Here is an 18,488-nt window from a genome sequence, read left to right as displayed (position 1 = left end):
TCGACAGTAAGAGCCATGAGTTCGCTAATTCGCAGCCCAGTACCGATTCCCAGGGTGATTAATGCCACCTCAATCGGATAATGCTCCTCGCAACTCCTCAGAGCCTGGATCTCATGCTGTAAAAATGGATCGGGATCGTTGGAAGATGTTTTACACGTTTTTATATTTTGTATCGGACTCATGGCAATCAGCCTATCGTCCACAGCCCGAGTGAATATCTGCCGCAAGATTGAGAGATAGTGATTTACAGTTTTGTTACTATATTCCTGATGCAACCTAGCCAAAAAGAGGCCCATGTCGGTTGCGGTCACATCAGAGATATTCTGCCTACCAATCCATTTATTCAGCTGTTCAGATTTGCGACGAAAAGCCTTAAATGTAGCTGGCGCATATGCCGGCTTCATAATAAGAACATTATTTTTTAGTGCCACTTCAATCGTCATCGCCATCCTGTTTTTTCTATACGCCATTAACTCCATCCTCATGTCATTTGCGGTGAGACTAACCGCATCAAAACGACATGTCAACACGCAAAATCACATTTTTTCAGGCTTGTCAATATCCATTTTTACTAATATTTCAATGGAATTTAAGGCAGGTTATTAGATATTCCTAATGTGCGTCATTCATCACCAGAAAAAACAATATAAATAGTCCAGATGAAATTATTTATATTATTTAATAATCTTATTCTGGACGGTGAGGGAGAACAAATTTAAGCGCATCAGAAAAATCTAATTGTTCTACTACAGCCTGCAAACGCTGCACTGTGGATTTTTTTCCATAATGGCTATAGGTAAAACCAATTTTGCTATGTCCTGCCAGGTCTGCGACCGCATGTTCGGGTGTATCACGCTGTTGCAGCTCATCAATAACGGTGTGACGGAACCCATAGGCGGTAGGTCGTTGCCCCGCCACAAATCCCAGTTTCCCCAGGTAGCGGGAGAAGCGACACTCGAAATTTTTGGTCCATTCGCCAAACTCCCCTGTAGCCGTACAACTGAATAGCTGCACATGGCCCTGCCTACGTCGTAATTCGACATAATGCAGGAATCCCAGCGCAATCAACCTGCTGTGGATGGGTACGAGTCGTCGGCTGTTGCCGTTTTTGATCGACTGCGCCTCTCCCTCGTCGGTAATGTTGAGGCAAGCGATATTATCCTGGGTCATCACATCACTGACACGTAGCTGACAGATCTCCGCAGGCCGTGCGCCAGTGTGTAGTAGTACCAGGGGTATCCAATAGTCATCGACGTTGCTGTAAGCGTGCTGGGTGAAGTTTACCGAGCTGAACAATGCCCTGAGCTGGGTGGGCTCCCAGCGCTGTCGTGGGGTGGGCTGCGCACATCTGATTTTGACCTGATCAAATGGATTTTTGGCCGTATATTCCATCTGCACAGCAAAGTTCAGCATCTGCGCACAAGCACTCCGGTATTCACTGATCGTTTTTGCCTTTAGCAACCTCTCCGTCGAGAGATTACGCACAAACAAGTCTACGTGTTGGTATTTCAACGCCTGAACGAAGAAGCCGTCACCAACCGCCTGGATCAGAGCCTCTGTACGAGTCTGGAGCTGTTGGAGCGAGCGTTGCGAAATGTTGTCCTGCGATTTACGCTCCAGAAACTCAGCCTGCAACTGGCTCATGGTCCTGGGCATTGTACCAGCTGGTTCAAGATGCTGGCGCGGTACAAGAGGCGGCTGTACTTGCGATGCCCTCATTGGAGAGTCGCAGCAGGATGCTGCTGACACGTCATCGGGCTGACTATAAGGAAGTGGGGACGACTGAATAAGTCCGTTAGCAGAGGAAAGCAGTTGTTGGCGTAAGCGAGCCAGATCCGGCGCGATAAGGTCTCGAAAACGGGCAGTCGGCTGATGGCTGTCAGTCCTCAAGAGAGCGGGTAATCTGCCCATCATTATCTTGATGCCATGTGCTGCAACCAGATTGCGTAACGTGGCTTCAGTTCGATCTTTGGTGAGCAGGGAGACTCGGATCTCTAGGGGGCAGCCTAACAGGCGGAGGGATTGGGGAAACGGAATGCGGGTGTAGTAGTTCCCGTTTCGGTTTTTCAGCAGGTAGCTCGGCATGATCGTGACACCTCATAGTGACACTGGCCTTTTCGCTCCTCCAGAAACGAAAAAACCCCATGAAATTCATGGGGTTGATTCACACTCAATTTGGCGGTGAGGGAGGGATTCGAACCCTCGATACGTTGCCGTATACACACTTTCCAGGCGTGCTCCTTCAGCCACTCGGACACCTCACCAAATTTTTACTGCTTTAAGTGGCTTTCGCAGCACGCTGCGCGTGCATCTTGCCGACTTCGTCGGTGGGCAGCCTCTCGGATACCGCACCAAATTTTGTCTGTGGTTTAATGTGTTCAGCCAACACGGTGTTCGCTGCGCCGTTGCGCTGGAACGGGGCGTAATTTAGGGGAAAGCCCCGCCGCCGTCAACGGCTTTTTAGCCGCAGCGAACCGTTCGCACATTAAACGCACAGTTCAGGTGCTGAGGTCAGTGAACGGATTCCGGTGCGACCTGGATTTCCGGCAGATTGAGGAAGCCAAGGCGTTCACATTCGGAAACCACTTCATGGGTGGCTGCCGTGGTGCTTTCAACGAACAGCAGGAACTGCTCGACGGTGAGACCCGCCTTGGTAAAGACGGTGTGACCCACAACGAGGCGTGGCAGGTTGTCATCGATGATGTCGAGGAACACCTTGAGGGACGGATATTGCATGTTGAGACGACCCAGTTCGGCCACCAGGGGCAGCAGCGATGAGGGGCGCACCTCCAGCTCGGATGAGAACAGCAGCCCTTCCTCTTCCACGAAGATCCGGCTCTCCTGGATGCCCTCGACGGACTGCAGGGAGACCATGTGGATGCCATGACACTGATCGCACACATAGTGCTCGATCCGGGCCTGTTGCAACCAACGCATTATCATTTCAGAGCTGGGGATATTCATCATTTTCACGACACGGTAGAGATCAAGGGGCGCAGTCTAAACCAATTTTCAGACAACCAAAAGCACACAGGCCGGATCCCCGTCGTCTCGCTTCTTTTTGACAGGCCCTGTGCCTATACTCAGCCATTCTCGTAGCGCACTCGCCTCCAAAGAGCCCGATGACCATCCAAGAAAAATATCGCCTGCACCTCAAATCCCTCTCGGATGAACTGCTCGCCCTGCAAAAACCCATCCGCATCCTGGATGCCATCAAATGGCCCCGTCACCTGCAGAGCGACTTTCTGGCAAGTGGCGGCAAGGCACTGCCCGCCATCGACAGGCACTTCTATGAATCCCTCCCCCTGGGGTTCGATCCCCGCAACAAGTACCTTGAGCTCAAGGAGTTGAGGGACAGGATCCGCCGGCGCCTCGGCCCTCAGGACGATCTCGGCCGGATCCTGCAAGAGACGGTGGATCAGTACATGGTGGTCATCGAGATGCTGCGCCAGCGCGGGCAGCCTGACTTCCAGCGCTACAGCCAGCGGCTCTACGGCTCGGCAAGCGATCACCTGCGCGGGGATCGCAAGACCCTGAAGGAGCTGGGGGCCAGATTGTGCGACATCTTCTCCCTGCCCGGCGCCCGCCACCTGGTGCGCCCCTACCCCAAGGAGTTCGAGGGGGACGCCGCTGTCGCGAGGTTGCAGGGCAAGCTGTCGAGCTACTTCAGCGACGGCACAGTCCAGGTCAAGCTCAGCGATGGCATCGTCTCCGATGCCGCCGCCGGTGGGGATTACATCAAGCTCAACTCCCACGCCCGTTTCTCGGAACTCGATCTGCAGGTGCTAGAGGTACACGAAGGCTGGGTTCACGTCGGCACCACCCTCAACGGCCGTCAGCAATCTTACGCCACCTGGCTCGGCGCCGGCTCACCCCGCATCACCGCCTGTCAGGAGGGGTTGGCAGTACTCATCGAGACCCTCACGTTCAGCTCCTTCCCGGACAGGGCCAAGCGCATCTCGGATCGGGTCATGGCCATCGACATGGCGGAGCGTGGCGCCGATTTCATCGAGGTGTTCCGCCACTTCGTGGCCAAGGGGGCCAGCGAGCACGACGCCTACAAGATCACCCAGCGGGTGTTTCGCGGTGGCATGGTCGAGGGGGGCGCCTGCTTTACCAAGGATCTCTCCTATGTGAAGGGCTATGTGGAGACGGTGAACTTCATTCGCAGTGCCGTGCTGGAGGGAGTGCCGGAGATCCTGCCCATGCTGTTCGTCGGCAAGGTGACCCTGGACGACATCCCCGTGCTCTATCAGCACTATCTGGAGGGGCTCATCGACGCCCCTCGCTACCTCCCTCCCATGTTTCGCGACCTCACCGGGCTCTACGTCTGGTTCGGCTTCGCCTCCGGCATGTCCCTGGTGGACATAGGCCGGGTACAGCAGCATTTTCGCCAGCTCTTCCACCGCCTCCCGGCGGCCGACCCCATCATCGCCCCTGTCGACATAGAGATCGACTGACTCCCATAGACAAAGAGGGCGCCAGATGGGCGCCCTCTTTGGTGTCCAGGCTGCACGAGCCAGCCACGGGTTACTTGAAGGCCCGTCCTTCCAGATAGTGCTTGCGGCAGAGCGACACATAGCGATCGTTGCCGCCGATCTCCACCTGCTCACCGTCGCGCATCACCTGCCCCGCCTCGTTGACCCGCGAGTTCATGTGGGCCTTGTTGCCGCACCAGCAGATGCTTTTTAGCTCCTCGAACTTGTCCGCCAGACAGAGCAGGTGGTAGGAGCCGGGGAACAGTTCACCGCGAAAATCGGTCTTGAGGCCATAGGCGATCACCGGAATGTCCTGCTCATCGACGATGCGGGCGAGCTGGTAGACCTGCTCACGGGTCAGGAACTGCGCCTCGTCAACGATGAAGACATCGATGTGCCGCTTTGCGTGACGCGCCTTGACCATCTCGAAGAGATCGCAGCTGTCGCTGAACACCTCCACTTTCAGCTCAAGGCCGACCCTGGCACTGATGACGCCGGCACCGAAGCGATCGTCGATGGCGGGCGTCATGGCCAGCGGATACATGCCACGCTCCAGATAGTTGAAGTGGGCCTGGATGAGCTGGGTCGATTTGCCTGAGTTCATGGTGGCAAATTTGTAGTGCAGTGAAGCCATGATGGGGTTCCGAAACGGGAGTGATGGGGCGCATGCTAACCAAAGCCCCTGCCAAAACCAAGGGGCCCGCAGGCCCCTTGTTCTCTTATGCGACTGCCACGGCGCTATACGCCCGGGCTTTGCGCAAATGGTAACCGGAGAAGATCAGGAACCAGAGCCCGCTCACGGTGAAACCGGCCAGCGCGGAGTGCATCAGCCCCATCACCAGGTAGCCGAGCGCAGCGCCAAAGGCGATGGCCAGGGCATAGGGCAGCTGGGTCATCACGTGATCGATGTGATGGCAACCGGCCCCGGTGGCAGACAGGATGCTGGTGCTGGAGATGGGGGAGCTGTGATCCCCGAACACGGACCCTGCCAGTACGGCGGCCAGCATGGGCAGCATCAGACTGATGTCGCTGGCGGCCGCCATGTCGCCGGCCAGCGGCAGCATGATGCCGAAGGTGCCCCAGCTGGTGCCGGTGGCAAACGCCATGGCGCAGGAGAGCACGAAGACCACGGCGGGCAGCACTTCCACCGGTAGATTGCCATTGGCCAGGGAGGCCAGGTATTTACCGGTTTCCACATCGCGCACCACGGCGCCGATGGTCCAGGCGAACAGCAGGATGTTGATGGCGGGCAGCATGGCCATGATCCCCTGCGGAGCCGCCTTCATCCAGTTGCTTGCCCCGAGCTTGAGGCGCATGGCCAGACCGATGGAGACCACCAGGCTGCACAGGGCACCATAGACCAGGGAGGAGCCGACATTGGTGTTCTCGAAGGAACCGAGCACGCTGAACGGCAGCCCCTTGTCGGCCAGCACCGCAGCCCCGGAGTCAATCATGAAATAGACGGTGGCCAGGGTCAGGGTCAGGATGGGCAGCACCATGTCAATCATGCCGCCATTGCTCTCCTCCGGGCTCTCCATGTCGAGCCCGATAGGGCGCCCCTTGGACTCGTCCCACAGCTTGCCCTCCAGTGCCCACTGCTCATGCTGACGCATGGGGCCGATGTCGAGCTGGAAGGCGATCACCACCAGCACCATGATCAGGGTGAACACCGCATAGAGGTTCATGGGGATCATTTCGACGAAGGCGGAGATGGGGCTCTGGTCGGTCAGACCATGAGCCGCCATGATGCCGCCGACGAGGGCGATGATGTAGGCCCCCCAGGAGGAGATCGGCATCAGCACGCAGACCGGCGCGGCGGTGGAGTCCAGCAGATAGGCCAGCTTGGCGCGGGAGATCTGGAAGCGATCGGTCACCGGACGGCAGATGGCCCCCACCGACAGACTGTGGAAGAAGTCGTCGATGAAGAAGGCGAACACCATCAGACCGGTCAGGGACTTGGCACCCTTGCGGGTCTTGGCGCGGCGCTCCGCCCACTCGGCAAACGCCCGGGTCGCACCGGAGACGCTCATCAGGCTGATGAGGCCGCCCAGCAGCAACATGAAGAGGATCATGTTGACGTTGTCACGATTGAGCGCACCGTCGACCCAGAAGATCCTGAGCACGGTGTCGAGCATGTAATGCAGGGACGCAAGGGGAGAGAACTGGTTGAGCAGCAGGCTGCCTGCGACTATGCCCACCCCCAGCGACACCAGGACGCGGCGGGTGATGATCGCCAGCGCAACGGCCAGCAGGGGGGGAACGACGGACCAACCGGAGTCGGCGTAATGAACGATGTCCATGATCTCTTTGCACCTAAAGACAACAGGTGGAGATCTACCGAGAGGATCAAAGAAACAAAACCCATGGGGAGGGTATACTCCTCAGCCCCTTCAGGTAGCGCTCCATAGTGGATGACTATGGCAGTCCTGCACCTATTAGATGCAGAACCAGCAACCCGGTATGATGGCCTGGTCACTTCGGCGCCGACTCCTTTCATCGAGCATCGCAGGCATCACCCTCCGCTCGGTTACTCATAGGCAGCGCGCCTCTACTTAAAGGTATTCGCGGCACATTTTATCGAGCCACCGGGTGATAGCAAGTTTTTTGATTAAATTTCAAGGTTTCTGTGGCCCCCATATCTTTAAAGGTAGTCAAATGGTTCATCAAAGACTCCGCTGGCGATATTTTCATCTGACATGAATCCATTCGAAGATGTTGGCCCGTCAAACGGAAAAAAATATCCTTCATATCTATTTCAAGACTTAATTTATCAGCCTAATTAATTATTTTGGCAGGCTTGACTTGGTGCCAATCACCCCTATAAATTATCGAAAAACCAGTTCTTCCCTTAATATTTTGCTCGCGTGGTAGCCAATATGAACGAATTTCTGAAAGTGCTGTTGAATATCCGTAGCCTGCGTGCAGCTTGCCGCGATTTGACGCTGGAACAACTGGAAGAAGGCTTGGAAAAGCTCTCCGCCATCGTCGATGAACGTCGGCAAGATGAATCCGCCGAACGCCAGGCCCGTGAAGAACATCAAAAGAAAATTGCCGAATATGCCGAAATGCTGAAGGCCGCAGGGATCGATCCCGCCGAATTGGTCAACACCGTGGTGTCCGAGAATACCAAGGTCAGCAAACGTGCGCCCCGCCCCGCCAAATATCGTTATCTGGACAATGGCGTGGAAAAAACCTGGACCGGTCAGGGCCGCATGCCCTCGGTCATTGCCAAGGCCGTTGCTGAAGGCAAATCCGTGGAAGCCTTTGCTATCTGACAGCAATATCAGACCCCTTTCCACAGCAATAAAAAAACCTCGCAAGGCGAGGTTTTTTTATTGCTGCTTCGTGCGGTGGTCAGCCTCTGTCAGCCGCCTTGACCCAGAGGATCTCCGGGGTACCCGACGATACCAGCAGGTATCGGGCGATGGTGAAAAACCAGTCGCTCAGCCGGTTGAGGTAGGGCAAAACGGCCGGATTCACCCGCTCTACGCGGCTCAACCCAAGCAGCAGGCGCTCGCAGCGACGGGTCAGGGTACGCACCACATGTGCCTGGGCCGCCGCCCGCGAACCGCTCGGCAAAATAAAATTGCGCAGCACCGGCAACCCGGCACTGTAGGCATCGATCTGTTGCTCGAGCCTGTTCGTCCAAGCCTCGTTCACCTGCCACAGCGTATCCGTTTGTGATTCACTGGAAAATGCCAGCTCCCCCCCCAGATCAAACAGCTCCTGCTGCAACAATATGAGATCGGCCAGGAGAGTCGTCTCCCCGGCGGGTATTTCAGCCATCAACAAGCCTATTTGGGAATTCAGCTCGTCGATGGCGCCATAGGTCTCGACACGTTTATCGTCTTTGGCCAGGGAAGTGCCATCGGCCAGTCGCGTGAGCCCCTTGTCCCCTTGCCTTGTATATATTCTCATTCTGACATCCTGTTAATAATGGGAATAATCATGGACTCGAGTCCATTGAGCTTTATCTCGTAGGCCAGTGCCAGAGACTGGCCCAGGGTACCGGCTGGAAAACCGCTTCGCGCCATCCATACCAGATAGGGCTCGGGAATATCGATGATGCGCCGCCCCTTGTATTTCCCGTAAGGCATCTTGCTGGCCAGCGTCAGCAAGATGCGCTCATCGCTGAGTCCATCCATATCAATCGATATTCAGGTATTTATGGGTCTGGATGGAGAGTCGCCAGTTACGGGCGATGCAGGTCGCCATGGCCAGCTCCGTGGCCCTGGCTTTCTGGCTGATGGGTTGCAGCGCAATCATCACATCGGGGCGCAGCCGGGCGGTGGCCAGCAGGGCATCCAGCTCCTCGATATGGTGCTCGGTGGCCACCGGGTGCTTGATCTCGTTGGCCCGCTCCAGTGCAGAGACCAGCACCGGCAACCCACCCTTCATGCCGATCTTGGGGGAAACAGTCACCCAGGTCTGCTCATGGGTCAGCACCTCGCTGGTCCCGCTGGTTTCGATCTGCACCTGATAACCCGATGCCACCAGGGCCGAAGATAGCTCGCGCAAGTCGTAGAGGCAGGGCTCACCACCGGTCAACACCACGTGACGGGCCCGGTAACCGAGCCGGGTAAAGCTGGCCAGAATATCTTCCGTGCTCATCTTGCTCCAGCCGTCGGACTCATTGGAACGATCGAGTACCTCGCCAGGGGCCACCTCACGCTCGGGGTCCACCACCCAGGTGTGGCGGGTATCGCACCAGGGGCAGCCCACCGGGCAGCCCTGAAGGCGAACGAAGATGGCGGGCAGGCCGGTAAATACCCCCTCCCCCTGGATGGTCTGGAAGATCTCGTTGATTGGGTAGTGCATCTTGGTCACGACTTGCTGCAAAAGGGGCGGATTATACCCCAAACCCGGGCTAGGCACAGGCTCAGGATCCGCTTTTCTCGCCCAGTCCGCTCTTCTCGTAAAGTCTGGCACGGATGCCGCTCTTGTCAGCCAGATAGTGATCCAGGCCACGGCGACGCAGCTCGCAGGCCGGACAGGCCCCGCAACCATCTCCCTGGACACCGTTGTAGCAAGTAAGCGTCTGGTGACGCACGGTATCGAGGTGACCGTAATGATCCGCCAGCGCCCAGGTTTCGGCCTTGTCGAGCCACATCAGGGGGGTTTCGAAGCGGATGGGGCGATCCAGCCCCAGGGAGACCGCCTGATTGAGCGCCTTGACGAAGTCGTCGCGGCAATCGGGATAGCCGGAAAAGTCGGTCTCGCACACCCCGGTGATCACGGCCTCGGCGCCCACCTGATAGGCATAGATGGCCGCCAGGGTCAGGAACAGGATGTTGCGTCCCGGCACGAAGGTGTTGGGCAGGCCGTTCTCCTGAAGCTCGAAGCTCACCGGTATGTCGTCCCGGGTCAACGCAGAGATGGCCAGCTCCCCGAGCATGGTCACATCCATTACCTTGTGGGCGGCGATCCCGAGCGCCGTCGCCAGATGGCGGGCGGTGTCAATCTCCGCCCGATGGCGCTGGCCGTAATCGAAGGTGATGGCATGCACTTCGTCATAGCGGGCCTGTGCCTGCACCAGACAGGTGGTGCTGTCCTGCCCGCCACTGAAGACCACGACGGCTTTTTTCATGTTTTTCACTCCTCTGGGCAACTCAACGGCGGCGGCCTTGTGCAAAGTCATGCCACTGCCGGTTCAAATGGGTAAACAGGGTCATCAGCGGGGCGAAGCGCTCAGGCTCTCCTTCCCACCGGGACAACAGATGGTAGCCCGCTTCCAGGGTGGACAGTGCCTCCTCAAAGGGCTTCTTGCGAATGGAATATTGCCCGGCAATGGCGCCGAGGGTGATCCGCGGCAACCCGAGCAGTGCAGGCGAGCTGTGCAACATGCGATAGGCTTTGCGCCAGGTGCCATCGAGGAGGATGAAGTGGGCTCGCACGGTGCGCCCACGCCTCAGGAGATGCTCCCTTGCCTGTATCAGGGTCAGGGCCTCCTCATCGGGCCACAGCACGTAGCACTGGACAGCGGGGTCGGCAAGCAGGGCATTGAGCACTTCGTCGTCGGAAAAGTCCTCCCCCACATGGATGCGCACATCGGACAGGGACGCCGCCAGCAACGCCGCCGTCCCCTTGGGGTGACCTACTTCGGCAGGGTGTTGCAGGATATGGAGCGCAGCCAGGTTCGGCACCCGCTGAATATAATCGCACAGGCACGCTTTGAGGGCCCGGGTACAGCGTGTACAGTATCGGCTCTCTTTGTCGTTGGGCTGCTTCATGTTGTCAGGAAAATCGGGTCTGCTCTGGGTCATCGCGCTTTCGCTCGTCACTGCCTTGCTCTTTTTCACCGTGCCAAATCATCAGCTCGCCTTCGATCGCGACCTGATCGCCCAGGGCGAAGGGTGGCGCATCATAACAGGCAATCTGGCACACACCAATGGATGGCACCTGCTGCTCAACCTGAGCGGTCTGGCCGTGCTCTACAGCCTGTTTCAGGAGTACCTGACGGGATGGCGCCTGCCTGTGCTGTTGCTGCTGCTGGGAACGGCGGTCGGACTCGGCATCTGGTGGGGCTGCCCGCAAACCCAGTGGTACATGGGACTCTCCGGCCTGCTGCACGGCTTGTTCGTATGGGGTGCCATGCAGGACATCCGCTTTCGCCGTCACTCCGGCTGGCTGATGCTGGCGGGCGTCGCCATCAAGCTCGGTGTGGACTTTTACAGTGCCGGCGAGAGCCCTGTCTCCGCCTTGATCGGTGCCAGGGTACACATCGAGTCACACTTCATCGGCGCACTCGCCGGCCTGCTCCTCGGCCTCTTCCCCATTCGTCTGGACGCCCAGGCCGTCCACTCCTGAGCTCCCTATAGGCAAGGCCATCCCACGGCCAAAATGCAGCAGGCCGGATCTGGGATCCGGCCTGCGCTCATTCGCCCATTACGCCGTTACCGGCAAAGCTCGGCATTGATCGCCCCTAGCACGGCGGCGGGATCCGAGGACTGGGTGATGGGACGCCCGATCACCAGATAATCCGCACCCGCCTCCACCGCTGCCAGCGGCGTCATGACGCGGCGCTGATCGCCGGCAGCCGACCCGCTCGGACGAATGCCCGGTGTCACCAGCTTGAATTCGGCTCCCAGCAGCCCCTTCAGCGCACTCGTCTCTTCCGCAGAGCAGACCACACCATCCAGCCCGGCCGTCTTGGCAAGGGTGGCCAGGCGGATCACCTGTTCTGCCGGCGTCACATCCAGACCCAGGGGCGCCATGTCGGACTGCTCCATGCTGGTCAGCACGGTTACCCCGATGAGCAGGGGCGCCTTGTCGCCGTATGGCAGCAACGCCTCTCTGGCGGCACGCATCATGCGTTCGCCACCGCTGGCATGGACATTCACCATCCAGACGCCCAGCTCCGCACTGGCCGCCACCGCCTTGGCGACGGTGTTGGGAATGTCGTGAAATTTCAGATCCAGGAAGACGTCGAACCCCTTGGCCACCAGTTGACGAACGAACTGGGGACCAAACAGGGTAAACATCTCCTTGCCTACCTTGAGGCGGCACTGGGCCGGTGAGATCTGCTCAATGAAGGCAAAGGCGTCGGCTTCGTGCTGATAATCCAGCGCGACCAGTACTTTGGGGTCTTGCATGTCACTTCCTATGGATTGTTATGCCACAGCCAGGCACAGCAGAGCCGGGGCCCGGTTGCACGCTGGCATCTGAAATTCTTGGGTATCCGTGCTCGCCCGGGCGTGTTGGCCTCGCTGGCGTTTACTCTCCATCCAGCCCTCGGATCGGCTTGATGGTGCCCCACTGCCGGCAGGAAGGGCATTGCCAGAACAGCGAATGGGTGGCAAAGCCGCACTGGCGGCACTTGTGGGTCGACTTGATCTTGATCTGCTCACCGACCAGCTGTTGCAGCAGCTCCAGGCTCTCCTTGGCAGGCCCCTCCTCGGCACTGGCCAACTGGAAACCGACCAGCTGATAAAAGCCCTTCATGGAGGGGTGGCGACGCAGTTGGCGCAGCACCAGGGCACGGGCCTGGCTCAACCCATCGCGGGCCTCCACCAGATTGGCCAGCGCCAGGGTCACGCTGACCCCCGCATGATCCTCTACCGCTTTTTCAAGCAGCGGGATCAGCTCCTGGCTGCGACCAAGCTGGCGATAGCATTCGAGCAGTTTTGGCATGGCTTCGGAGGCAAAGTCGATATCCTGCTCGAACACCCGCAACAGCTCCTTGGCCGCATCCTCGAACCTGCCCTCCTCCATCGCCAGATCGGCCAGCCGCAAGCTGGCGCGGGCACAGGCCGGGTGGGCACCAAGCGCACGCTTGAGCTTGGCGATGCCCGCAGGCTTGTCGCCATCGCGCAAGGCAATCTCCGCCTGTTCGCAATAGAAGTGGGAAATGGGCTCGGCCAGCTTCTTGCCCTGGAATTTCTGCAGACGCACCGCCACGGCGATGGCATTGTCCCAGTCACGCAACTGCTGATGAATGATCAGGAGCTGTGCCAGAGCAGTCTCTTCGAAATCGCTGTCATCACACAGCTCTTTCCAGAGTGCTTCGGCCCGATCGAGCAATCCGGCAGCCAGAAAGTCACGGGCCAGCTCCTGCAAGGCAAGCTGACGCTGCTCACGGGTCAGCTGACGGGCGACCAGGTTCTGATGGATCTTGATGGCGCGATCGACCTCACCCCGTTGACGGAACAGGTTGCCGAGGGAGAGGTGGGTTTCGATGGTTTCGCTGTCGACTTCCAGCAGCTGGATAAAGAGATCCACCGCCTTATCCGACTCGTCAGAGAGCAAATAGTTGAGGCCCGCCACGTACTGGCGGGAAAACTGGTTACTCTGTTGTTGGGTGTCCTGGCGAACACTCCTGCGGCCCATGTACCAGCCATAACCGGCGGCGATGGGCAACAGCAGGAAAAGCAGTTCAAGCATCGAGGGACATTATTCCTTGGTTGTCGACCGGGCAAGCTCCAACTCGCGAGATTGACGACGCATGGTTCGGTTCAGGGTGCGATTTTGCAGTTTGAGACGCAGGAACAGCAGACCAAATACCAGCCAGCCCAGCAGAAAACCGCCGGCGAAGAAGAACCCCAGCAACATGGAGAGCGAGAACTCCCCCTGGGCAATCAGGTAGTTGAACTGCACCAGCTGACCATTTTGAGAACCGATGGCAAGGGTCAGGACAAACACCAGCACCAGTGGAATGAGGGCCAAGATACGCTTCATGGGAGCTCCCTGTCTGTAGCGAATGAGTGACTGATTATCCTTAAAATCACAGGCAGACTCTAGCGCGAATGGGAAAAGAGTGTGAGAAACCCGACAACGGGCAGACTCCAGGCCATAAAAATGAAAAAGGCATACTCAGGTATGCCGTTTTCTGCATTATTCGATGATGTTGACGCGTTCGCGCAACTCTTTGCCAGGTTTGAAGTGCGGGACATATTTCCCGGTCAGTTCAACCTTGTCCCCGGTCTTGGGGTTGCGACCCACGCGGGGCGCACGATAGTGCAGCGAGAAACTGCCAAATCCTCGGATTTCAATCCGGTCGCCGTTTTGCAAGGTCGATGCCATCTGCTCAAGGATCTCCTTGATAGCGGCTTCGACATCCTTGGCCGGCATATGCATGCGGCTGGCTGCCAGTTGTTCGATGAGATCTGATTTGGTCATAAGGTTAAATCTCCTTCCCCGATCACATGCAATAATCATTTTGCCAAGATAAAAAAGGGCGGCGCAATGCCGCCCTTTTCTTGCATCAAGGATTACTCACCCTTGGCGGCTTTGAACGCTTCCATCATGGCATTGCTGAACACAACTTCTTCTTGTTGGTTCAGGCTGTCGATGGCAACACGCTCATCAGCCTCGTCCTTGGCACGGACAGACAGGCTTACGGTGCGGTTCTTGCGATCAACGCCCATGAATTTGGCTTCAACTTCGTCACCAACAGACAGCACCAGAGTGGCGTCTTCTACGCGGTCACGAGCAGCGTCGGAGGCACGCAGGTAGCCTTCTACGCCGTCAGCCAGTTCGATCACGGCACCCTTGGCATCAACCTCGGTAACCTTGCCCTTCACAATAGCACCTTTCTTGTTGTCAGACAGGTACTTATTGAACGGGTCTTCTTCGATCTGCTTGACGCCCAGGGAGATACGCTCACGCTCCGGGTCCACTTGCAGAACAACGGCTTCGATTTCGTCGCCCTTCTTGAATTCACGCACGGCTTCTTCGCCCTGGTTGTTCCAGGAGATGTCAGACAGGTGAACCAGGCCGTCGATACCACCATCCAGACCGATGAAGATACCGAAGTCAGTGATGGACTTGATCTTGCCGGAAACACGGTCGCCCTTGGCGTGAGTTTCGGCAAACAGCTGCCACGGGTTGGATTTGCACTGCTTCAGACCCAGGGAGATACGACGACGCTCTTCGTCGATGTCCAGAACCATCACGTCAACCACGTCGCCAACGTTGACAACCTTGGACGGGTGGATGTTCTTGTTGGTCCAATCCATCTCGGATACGTGTACCAGGCCTTCAACGCCTTCTTCGATTTCAACGAAGCAGCCGTAGTCGGTCAGGTTGGTCACGCGGCCAGACAGACGGGTGGTCTCCGGGTAACGCTTGGCGATAGCAACCCAGGGATCTTCGCCCAGCTGCTTCAGGCCTAGGGATACACGGGTACGCTCGCGGTCGAACTTCAGAACCTTGACAGCGATCTCGTCGCCAACGTTGACGATTTCGGAAGGATGCTTAACGCGCTTCCACGCCATGTCGGTGATGTGCAGCAGGCCGTCAACACCGCCCAGATCTACGAATGCACCGTAGTCGGTCAGGTTCTTGACGATACCCTTAACTTCTTGACCTTCTTGCAGGTTGGCCAGCAGGCTTTCACGCTCGGAGGTGTTCTCGGTCTCGATCACGGCACGACGGGAAACCACAACGTTGTTGCGCTTCTGGTCCAGCTTGATGACTTTGAACTCGAGTTCTTTGTTTTCCAGGTGAGCGGTGTCACGGATCGGACGCACGTCAACCAGAGAACCCGGCAGGAAGGCACGGATGCCGTTCAGCTCAACGGTGAAACCACCCTTGACCTTGCCGTTGATGATACCGATAACGGTAGCTTGCTCTTCGTAAGCTTTTTCAAGCTGCAGCCAGGCTTCGTGGCGCTTGGCTTTTTCGCGGGACAGCTTGGTTTCGCCGAAACCATCTTCGATAGAGTCCAGAGCCACGTCAACGGAGTCACCTACGTTGATTTCCAGCTCGCCCATGGCGTTCTTGAATTCTTCAGCCGGGATAGCAGACTCGGATTTCAGACCGGCATCAACCAGTACGAAACCGTTCTCGATAGCAACGACAGTGCCCTTGACGATGGAACCTTGACGGGTTTCAACGGCGTTCAGGGACTCTTCAAAGAGTTGAGCAAAAGATTCGATCATTGTTTATGTCACAAATGAAACATCCACTTGCAATCCGGCACAAGCGGGGTTGTTTTAAATTATCTGCGCCATCCTTGGTGCAGACGACTGACATCAGTTTGCGCTGACATCACCAAGTTGTTGCTCTGCATAGGCAAGCACCGTTGCCAGCACTTCATCTATGGTCATGGACGTTGAGTCTACAACAAGAGCATCTTCCGCGGGTTTCAGGGGAGCGACGGCGCGATTTCTGTCGCGATCGTCACGTTCCCGAATCTCGGTTAAAAGACGCTCAAAGTTAACATCAAAGCCCTTATCTTGCAACTGCTTATAGCGGCGCTGGGCCCGCTCCTCGGCGCTGGCGTCGAGGAAAATCTTTACATCCGCTTCGGGGAAAACCACTGTACCCATGTCGCGACCGTCGGCGATGAGACCGGGGGCTTGGCGAAATGCTCGCTGACGACGCAGCAGGGCTTCACGTACCCGGGGAAACGCCGCGATTTTGCTGGCTGCGTTGCCCACTTCTTCAGTACGAATGGTGCGGGAAACATCCTCCCCTTCGAGGATCACCTTGACCAGCGCCCCTTCTACCTGGAATTGCACATCCAGATTGGCGGCCAGAGGAACCAATGCGGCTTCGGAATCGAGCTCCACATCGTGATGCAGGGCTGCCAGGGAGAGCACCCGGTAGATGGCACCGGAATCGAGCAGGTGCCAGCCCAGTTTTTCAGCCAGCAACTGGCACAAGGTGCCTTTTCCTGCGCCACTTGGGCCATCAATAGTCATCACGGGGGCCATCTGAGCCATAACGTTTCTCCTGCGCACTCGGCATCTTGACTGGTTGCACACATCCCTGTCGGGATGGGGTAATGGGCGCCGATTATACCCGAATGCGCCGTCGCTGGCAGTTGTCAGGGCACACAATTGCGCAAATGTCGTCGCGATTGCACCTATTCTGACCAATCGGGTTAACCCACTTCTCACGCAAGGTTTTGTTCTTATGGTTGTTCCGAACAATGCGCGCTAAACTGGCCGCCCTTTTTTAAGCAGCTGTAGTCAGGAGCAACCATATGAGCAGCGTTACCCTCGTGGCCAAATCCAAGTTGCCGACCCCCTGGGGCACTTTCACGCTGGTTGGTTTTCAGGAAACCGGCACGGGCAAGGATCATGCCGCGCTGGTGATGGGCGATATCGCAGACGGCGAACCCGTGCTGGGACGCATTCATTCCGAGTGTCTGACCGGGGATGCCCTGTTCAGTCTGCGTTGTGACTGCGGCTTCCAATTGCAGGCCGCGCTGGAAAACATCGCCAAGGCGGGCCGCGGCGTCCTGCTGTATGTCCGTCAGGAAGGGCGAGGCATCGGCTTGCTCAACAAGATCCGGGCCTATCATCTGCAGGATCAGGGGGCCGATACCGTGGAGGCCAACGTGGCGCTTGGCTTTGCCGCCGACATGCGCGACTACACCATCTGTGCCGACATGCTCAAGGCGCTCGAGGTCAAGTCACTGCGCCTGATGACCAACAACCCGCGCAAGTTGAAGGCGATGGAATCCTTTGGCATCCCGGTGGCGGAGCGCGTGCCCCTTCAGGAAGGTCGCAATCCCCACAACGAGTTTTATCTCTCCACCAAGGCAAACAAGCTGGATCACCTGTTCAAGAAATAAGGTTGCATCCACCTTGTCAGCATACGCCTCCAGATTGGAGGCGTTTTTATTGGTGATACCACTGAATCATTCAGTATCTGTAGCGTAATGATTAGACACATCCCCTTGCGCCAGCAAAAAATCCCGCAACGCTCGGTTCGCCATGGAGAGCGGATCCCCCCGTCGCCAGGCGACGCAGAGATCCAGGAAGATGGGGGGTGAAAAAGGGATGCCGGTGAGGGCTGGCTCCTCTTCCAGCGCCATACGCAGGAAGGTGGTCACGGCGAATCCCTGACGCACCACCGCCTTGAGCAGCGGGATGAGATTGCTTTCGAACGCGATGTCAGGCTCTACCCCCAGCCCCTGCGCCAACACCTCCATGTGTTCCCTGTGGTAGAAGCCTCGCCGGAACATGGCGAGCTCCTGGCTGAAGAACTGTGGCAGCGAGACCGCCTCAGCGCCGCGCAGGGGGTGCTCCTCCCCCACCACCATCAGCATCTCTTCCCGCAGCAGTTGCGCCCCCTCGAGGGCCGGTGGCAGATCGCTGGTGATGAGGATGGCGAGATCCAGACTGCCATCCACCATGCGGCTAAGCAGCTCCCGGGTGCCCGCCTCCTCCACCCGGATCTTCAAGCCGGGATAGCGATGCTTGAACGCCATCAGGATTGGCGGGAAGTAATAGGATCCCATCATGTAGGGGATACCGATGCGCACCTCCCCCCGCTCCAGCCCCTTGAGCTCGGCCATCTCGGCCTCGGCCTGGTGCATCTGGCGCAGCAGCCGTTCGGCGTGGCGACAGAGGACCTCTCCCTCAGGGGTGAGGCGCACGCTGCGGTCCTGCCGGTCAAACAGCCGCAGATCGAGCTGCTGCTCCAGCTTGGCGATGGCCATGCTGACGGCAGGCTGGGCCACGTTCAGCCCCTGGGCCGCCCTAGTGAAGGAGCCGGCATCGCGCACCGCCAGCAGGTATCCGAGCTGTTTCAGATCCATATCAATTTCATTTATCAGGG

General features: G+C 57.7%; 21 protein-coding genes, 1 tRNA gene and 1 riboswitch. Of the genes, 4 read left to right on the top strand and 18 right to left on the bottom strand.

Going from position 1 to position 18,488, the window contains the following annotated elements; genetic code table 11:
- From OKC41_RS19000 to OKC41_RS18985, 4 genes are all read right to left on the bottom strand, one after another.
- The coding region (locus OKC41_RS19000; RefSeq protein ID WP_270672273.1) for a phage integrase N-terminal SAM-like domain-containing protein at positions 1-443 on the bottom strand (443 nt) is incomplete at its 3' end.
- A gap of 244 nt (positions 444-687) precedes the next feature.
- Positions 688-2,085: a site-specific integrase gene (locus OKC41_RS18995; RefSeq protein ID WP_111912225.1), complete on the bottom strand. Its 1,398-nt coding sequence runs from the start codon at positions 2,083-2,085 to the stop codon at positions 688-690.
- A gap of 91 nt (positions 2,086-2,176) precedes the next feature.
- Positions 2,177-2,264 (bottom strand) — tRNA-Ser (locus OKC41_RS18990).
- A 247-nt stretch (positions 2,265-2,511) separates the two neighbouring features.
- Positions 2,512-2,967: a YbjN domain-containing protein gene (locus tag OKC41_RS18985; protein WP_160839247.1), complete on the bottom strand. Its 456-nt coding sequence runs from the start codon at positions 2,965-2,967 to the stop codon at positions 2,512-2,514.
- Between the two features lie 155 nt (positions 2,968-3,122).
- Here OKC41_RS18985 and OKC41_RS18980 point away from each other — a divergent pair, with 155 nt between their 5' ends.
- Positions 3,123-4,460, top strand: coding sequence for a flavohemoglobin expression-modulating QEGLA motif protein (locus OKC41_RS18980; protein ID WP_048207843.1), 1,338 nt, complete (start codon positions 3,123-3,125; stop codon positions 4,458-4,460).
- A 70-nt stretch (positions 4,461-4,530) separates the two neighbouring features.
- Here the strand turns inward: OKC41_RS18980 and OKC41_RS18975 are convergent, their stop codons facing one another.
- The gene (locus OKC41_RS18975; RefSeq protein ID WP_010674989.1) at positions 4,531-5,112 is read right to left on the bottom strand and encodes a thymidine kinase; all 582 of its coding nucleotides are present in this window, start codon (positions 5,110-5,112) and stop codon (positions 4,531-4,533) included.
- An 85-nt stretch (positions 5,113-5,197) separates the two neighbouring features.
- Positions 5,198-6,778 (bottom strand): Na+/H+ antiporter NhaC family protein, encoded by a 1,581-nt coding sequence (locus tag OKC41_RS18970; protein WP_041211545.1) that lies wholly within the window; start codon positions 6,776-6,778, stop codon positions 5,198-5,200.
- 87 nt (positions 6,779-6,865) lie between these two features.
- Positions 6,866-7,037: riboswitch (Lysine riboswitch) on the bottom strand.
- Positions 7,038-7,354: 317 nt separating this feature from the next.
- Here OKC41_RS18970 and OKC41_RS18965 point away from each other — a divergent pair.
- The gene (locus OKC41_RS18965; protein WP_270672271.1) at positions 7,355-7,753 is read left to right on the top strand and encodes an H-NS family nucleoid-associated regulatory protein; all 399 of its coding nucleotides are present in this window, start codon (positions 7,355-7,357) and stop codon (positions 7,751-7,753) included.
- 79 nt (positions 7,754-7,832) lie between these two features.
- Here OKC41_RS18965 and OKC41_RS18960 read toward each other — a convergent pair whose 3' ends face one another.
- From OKC41_RS18960 to OKC41_RS18940, 5 genes are all read right to left on the bottom strand, one after another.
- Entirely contained in the window at positions 7,833-8,396 is a 564-nt protein-coding gene (locus OKC41_RS18960) for a cob(I)yrinic acid a,c-diamide adenosyltransferase (protein WP_041211547.1), read from the bottom strand.
- Entirely contained in the window at positions 8,393-8,623 is a 231-nt protein-coding gene (locus OKC41_RS18955) for a DUF3820 family protein (protein WP_039038687.1), read from the bottom strand. Before OKC41_RS18955 ends, OKC41_RS18960 begins: the two co-directional genes overlap by 4 nt.
- 1 nt (position 8,624) lies before the next feature.
- Positions 8,625-9,296 carry a 7-carboxy-7-deazaguanine synthase QueE gene (gene queE, locus OKC41_RS18950; protein ID WP_010674994.1) on the bottom strand — a complete coding sequence of 224 codons (672 nt, stop codon included), beginning with the start codon at positions 9,294-9,296 and terminating at the stop codon, positions 8,625-8,627.
- A 61-nt stretch (positions 9,297-9,357) separates the two neighbouring features.
- The gene (gene queC / locus OKC41_RS18945) at positions 9,358-10,065 is read right to left on the bottom strand and encodes a 7-cyano-7-deazaguanine synthase QueC (protein ID WP_103858891.1); all 708 of its coding nucleotides are present in this window, start codon (positions 10,063-10,065) and stop codon (positions 9,358-9,360) included.
- A gap of 22 nt (positions 10,066-10,087) precedes the next feature.
- Positions 10,088-10,741, bottom strand: a complete 654-nt coding sequence (locus tag OKC41_RS18940) for a tRNA-uridine aminocarboxypropyltransferase (RefSeq protein ID WP_201893775.1) — start codon at positions 10,739-10,741, stop codon at positions 10,088-10,090.
- On the opposite strand from OKC41_RS18940, the gene rrtA reads away from it, so the two are divergent.
- Positions 10,707-11,285 (top strand): rhombosortase, encoded by a 579-nt coding sequence (gene rrtA, locus OKC41_RS18935; RefSeq protein ID WP_223915160.1) that lies wholly within the window; start codon positions 10,707-10,709, stop codon positions 11,283-11,285. The two genes, OKC41_RS18940 and rrtA, sit on opposite strands and share 35 nt — an antisense overlap.
- Before the next feature lie 86 nt (positions 11,286-11,371).
- Here rrtA and pyrF read toward each other — a convergent pair whose 3' ends face one another.
- The 6 genes from pyrF to cmk form a co-directional block, all read right to left on the bottom strand.
- Positions 11,372-12,070, bottom strand: coding sequence for an orotidine-5'-phosphate decarboxylase (gene pyrF, locus OKC41_RS18930; RefSeq protein ID WP_201893774.1), 699 nt, complete (start codon positions 12,068-12,070; stop codon positions 11,372-11,374).
- Positions 12,071-12,191: 121 nt separating this feature from the next.
- Positions 12,192-13,358, bottom strand: a complete 1,167-nt coding sequence (gene lapB, locus OKC41_RS18925) for a lipopolysaccharide assembly protein LapB (RefSeq protein ID WP_201893772.1) — start codon at positions 13,356-13,358, stop codon at positions 12,192-12,194.
- A 9-nt stretch (positions 13,359-13,367) separates the two neighbouring features.
- Complete coding sequence (locus OKC41_RS18920; RefSeq protein WP_010675000.1) at positions 13,368-13,652, bottom strand: LapA family protein; 285 nt, start codon at positions 13,650-13,652, stop codon at positions 13,368-13,370.
- 156 nt (positions 13,653-13,808) lie between these two features.
- On the bottom strand, positions 13,809-14,093 hold the full coding sequence (ihfB, locus tag OKC41_RS18915; protein ID WP_005299934.1) for an integration host factor subunit beta: 285 nt from the start codon (positions 14,091-14,093) through the stop codon (positions 13,809-13,811).
- A 92-nt stretch (positions 14,094-14,185) separates the two neighbouring features.
- Entirely contained in the window at positions 14,186-15,856 is a 1,671-nt protein-coding gene (gene rpsA / locus OKC41_RS18910; RefSeq protein WP_010675001.1) for a 30S ribosomal protein S1, read from the bottom strand.
- A 93-nt stretch (positions 15,857-15,949) separates the two neighbouring features.
- On the bottom strand, positions 15,950-16,642 hold the full coding sequence (cmk, locus tag OKC41_RS18905) for a (d)CMP kinase (RefSeq protein ID WP_010675002.1): 693 nt from the start codon (positions 16,640-16,642) through the stop codon (positions 15,950-15,952).
- Positions 16,643-16,905: 263 nt separating this feature from the next.
- Here cmk and ribA point away from each other — a divergent pair, with 263 nt between their 5' ends.
- The gene (gene ribA / locus OKC41_RS18900) at positions 16,906-17,499 is read left to right on the top strand and encodes a GTP cyclohydrolase II (RefSeq protein ID WP_010675003.1); all 594 of its coding nucleotides are present in this window, start codon (positions 16,906-16,908) and stop codon (positions 17,497-17,499) included.
- A 66-nt stretch (positions 17,500-17,565) separates the two neighbouring features.
- Here the strand turns inward: ribA and OKC41_RS18895 are convergent, their stop codons facing one another.
- Positions 17,566-18,468 (bottom strand): LysR family transcriptional regulator, encoded by a 903-nt coding sequence (locus OKC41_RS18895; protein ID WP_042880680.1) that lies wholly within the window; start codon positions 18,466-18,468, stop codon positions 17,566-17,568.
- Positions 18,469-18,488: the final 20 nt, after the last annotated feature.

The organism is Aeromonas sp. QDB17, assembly GCF_027705305.1.
In the GTDB taxonomy this organism is placed as follows: Bacteria; Pseudomonadota; Gammaproteobacteria; order Enterobacterales; family Aeromonadaceae; genus Aeromonas; species Aeromonas caviae.
This window is presented reverse-complemented; position numbering and strand designations above follow the sequence as displayed.

What these genes read in the sequence shown, in the direction of transcription:
- OKC41_RS18995 (WP_111912225.1), bottom strand. Translation starts at nt 2,085, where the DNA reads ATGCCGAGCTACCTGCTGAAAAACCGAAACGGGAACTACTACACCCGC.
- OKC41_RS18985 (WP_160839247.1), bottom strand. Translation starts at nt 2,967, where the DNA reads ATGATGAATATCCCCAGCTCTGAAATGATAATGCGTTGGTTGCAACAG.
- OKC41_RS18980 (WP_048207843.1), top strand. Translation starts at nt 3,123, where the DNA reads ATGACCATCCAAGAAAAATATCGCCTGCACCTCAAATCCCTCTCGGAT.
- OKC41_RS18975 (WP_010674989.1), bottom strand. Translation starts at nt 5,112, where the DNA reads ATGGCTTCACTGCACTACAAATTTGCCACCATGAACTCAGGCAAATCG.
- OKC41_RS18970 (WP_041211545.1), bottom strand. Translation starts at nt 6,778, where the DNA reads ATGGACATCGTTCATTACGCCGACTCCGGTTGGTCCGTCGTTCCCCCC.
- OKC41_RS18965 (WP_270672271.1), top strand. Translation starts at nt 7,355, where the DNA reads ATGAACGAATTTCTGAAAGTGCTGTTGAATATCCGTAGCCTGCGTGCA.
- OKC41_RS18960 (WP_041211547.1), bottom strand. Translation starts at nt 8,396, where the DNA reads ATGAGAATATATACAAGGCAAGGGGACAAGGGGCTCACGCGACTGGCC.
- OKC41_RS18955 (WP_039038687.1), bottom strand. Translation starts at nt 8,623, where the DNA reads ATGGATGGACTCAGCGATGAGCGCATCTTGCTGACGCTGGCCAGCAAG.
- queE (WP_010674994.1), bottom strand. Translation starts at nt 9,296, where the DNA reads ATGCACTACCCAATCAACGAGATCTTCCAGACCATCCAGGGGGAGGGG.
- queC (WP_103858891.1), bottom strand. Translation starts at nt 10,065, where the DNA reads ATGAAAAAAGCCGTCGTGGTCTTCAGTGGCGGGCAGGACAGCACCACC.
- rrtA (WP_223915160.1), top strand. Translation starts at nt 10,707, where the DNA reads ATGTTGTCAGGAAAATCGGGTCTGCTCTGGGTCATCGCGCTTTCGCTC.
- OKC41_RS18940 (WP_201893775.1), bottom strand. Translation starts at nt 10,741, where the DNA reads ATGACCCAGAGCAGACCCGATTTTCCTGACAACATGAAGCAGCCCAAC.
- pyrF (WP_201893774.1), bottom strand. Translation starts at nt 12,070, where the DNA reads ATGCAAGACCCCAAAGTACTGGTCGCGCTGGATTATCAGCACGAAGCC.
- lapB (WP_201893772.1), bottom strand. Translation starts at nt 13,358, where the DNA reads ATGCTTGAACTGCTTTTCCTGCTGTTGCCCATCGCCGCCGGTTATGGC.
- OKC41_RS18920 (WP_010675000.1), bottom strand. Translation starts at nt 13,652, where the DNA reads ATGAAGCGTATCTTGGCCCTCATTCCACTGGTGCTGGTGTTTGTCCTG.
- ihfB (WP_005299934.1), bottom strand. Translation starts at nt 14,093, where the DNA reads ATGACCAAATCAGATCTCATCGAACAACTGGCAGCCAGCCGCATGCAT.
- rpsA (WP_010675001.1), bottom strand. Translation starts at nt 15,856, where the DNA reads ATGATCGAATCTTTTGCTCAACTCTTTGAAGAGTCCCTGAACGCCGTT.
- cmk (WP_010675002.1), bottom strand. Translation starts at nt 16,642, where the DNA reads ATGGCTCAGATGGCCCCCGTGATGACTATTGATGGCCCAAGTGGCGCA.
- ribA (WP_010675003.1), top strand. Translation starts at nt 16,906, where the DNA reads ATGAGCAGCGTTACCCTCGTGGCCAAATCCAAGTTGCCGACCCCCTGG.
- OKC41_RS18895 (WP_042880680.1), bottom strand. Translation starts at nt 18,468, where the DNA reads ATGGATCTGAAACAGCTCGGATACCTGCTGGCGGTGCGCGATGCCGGC.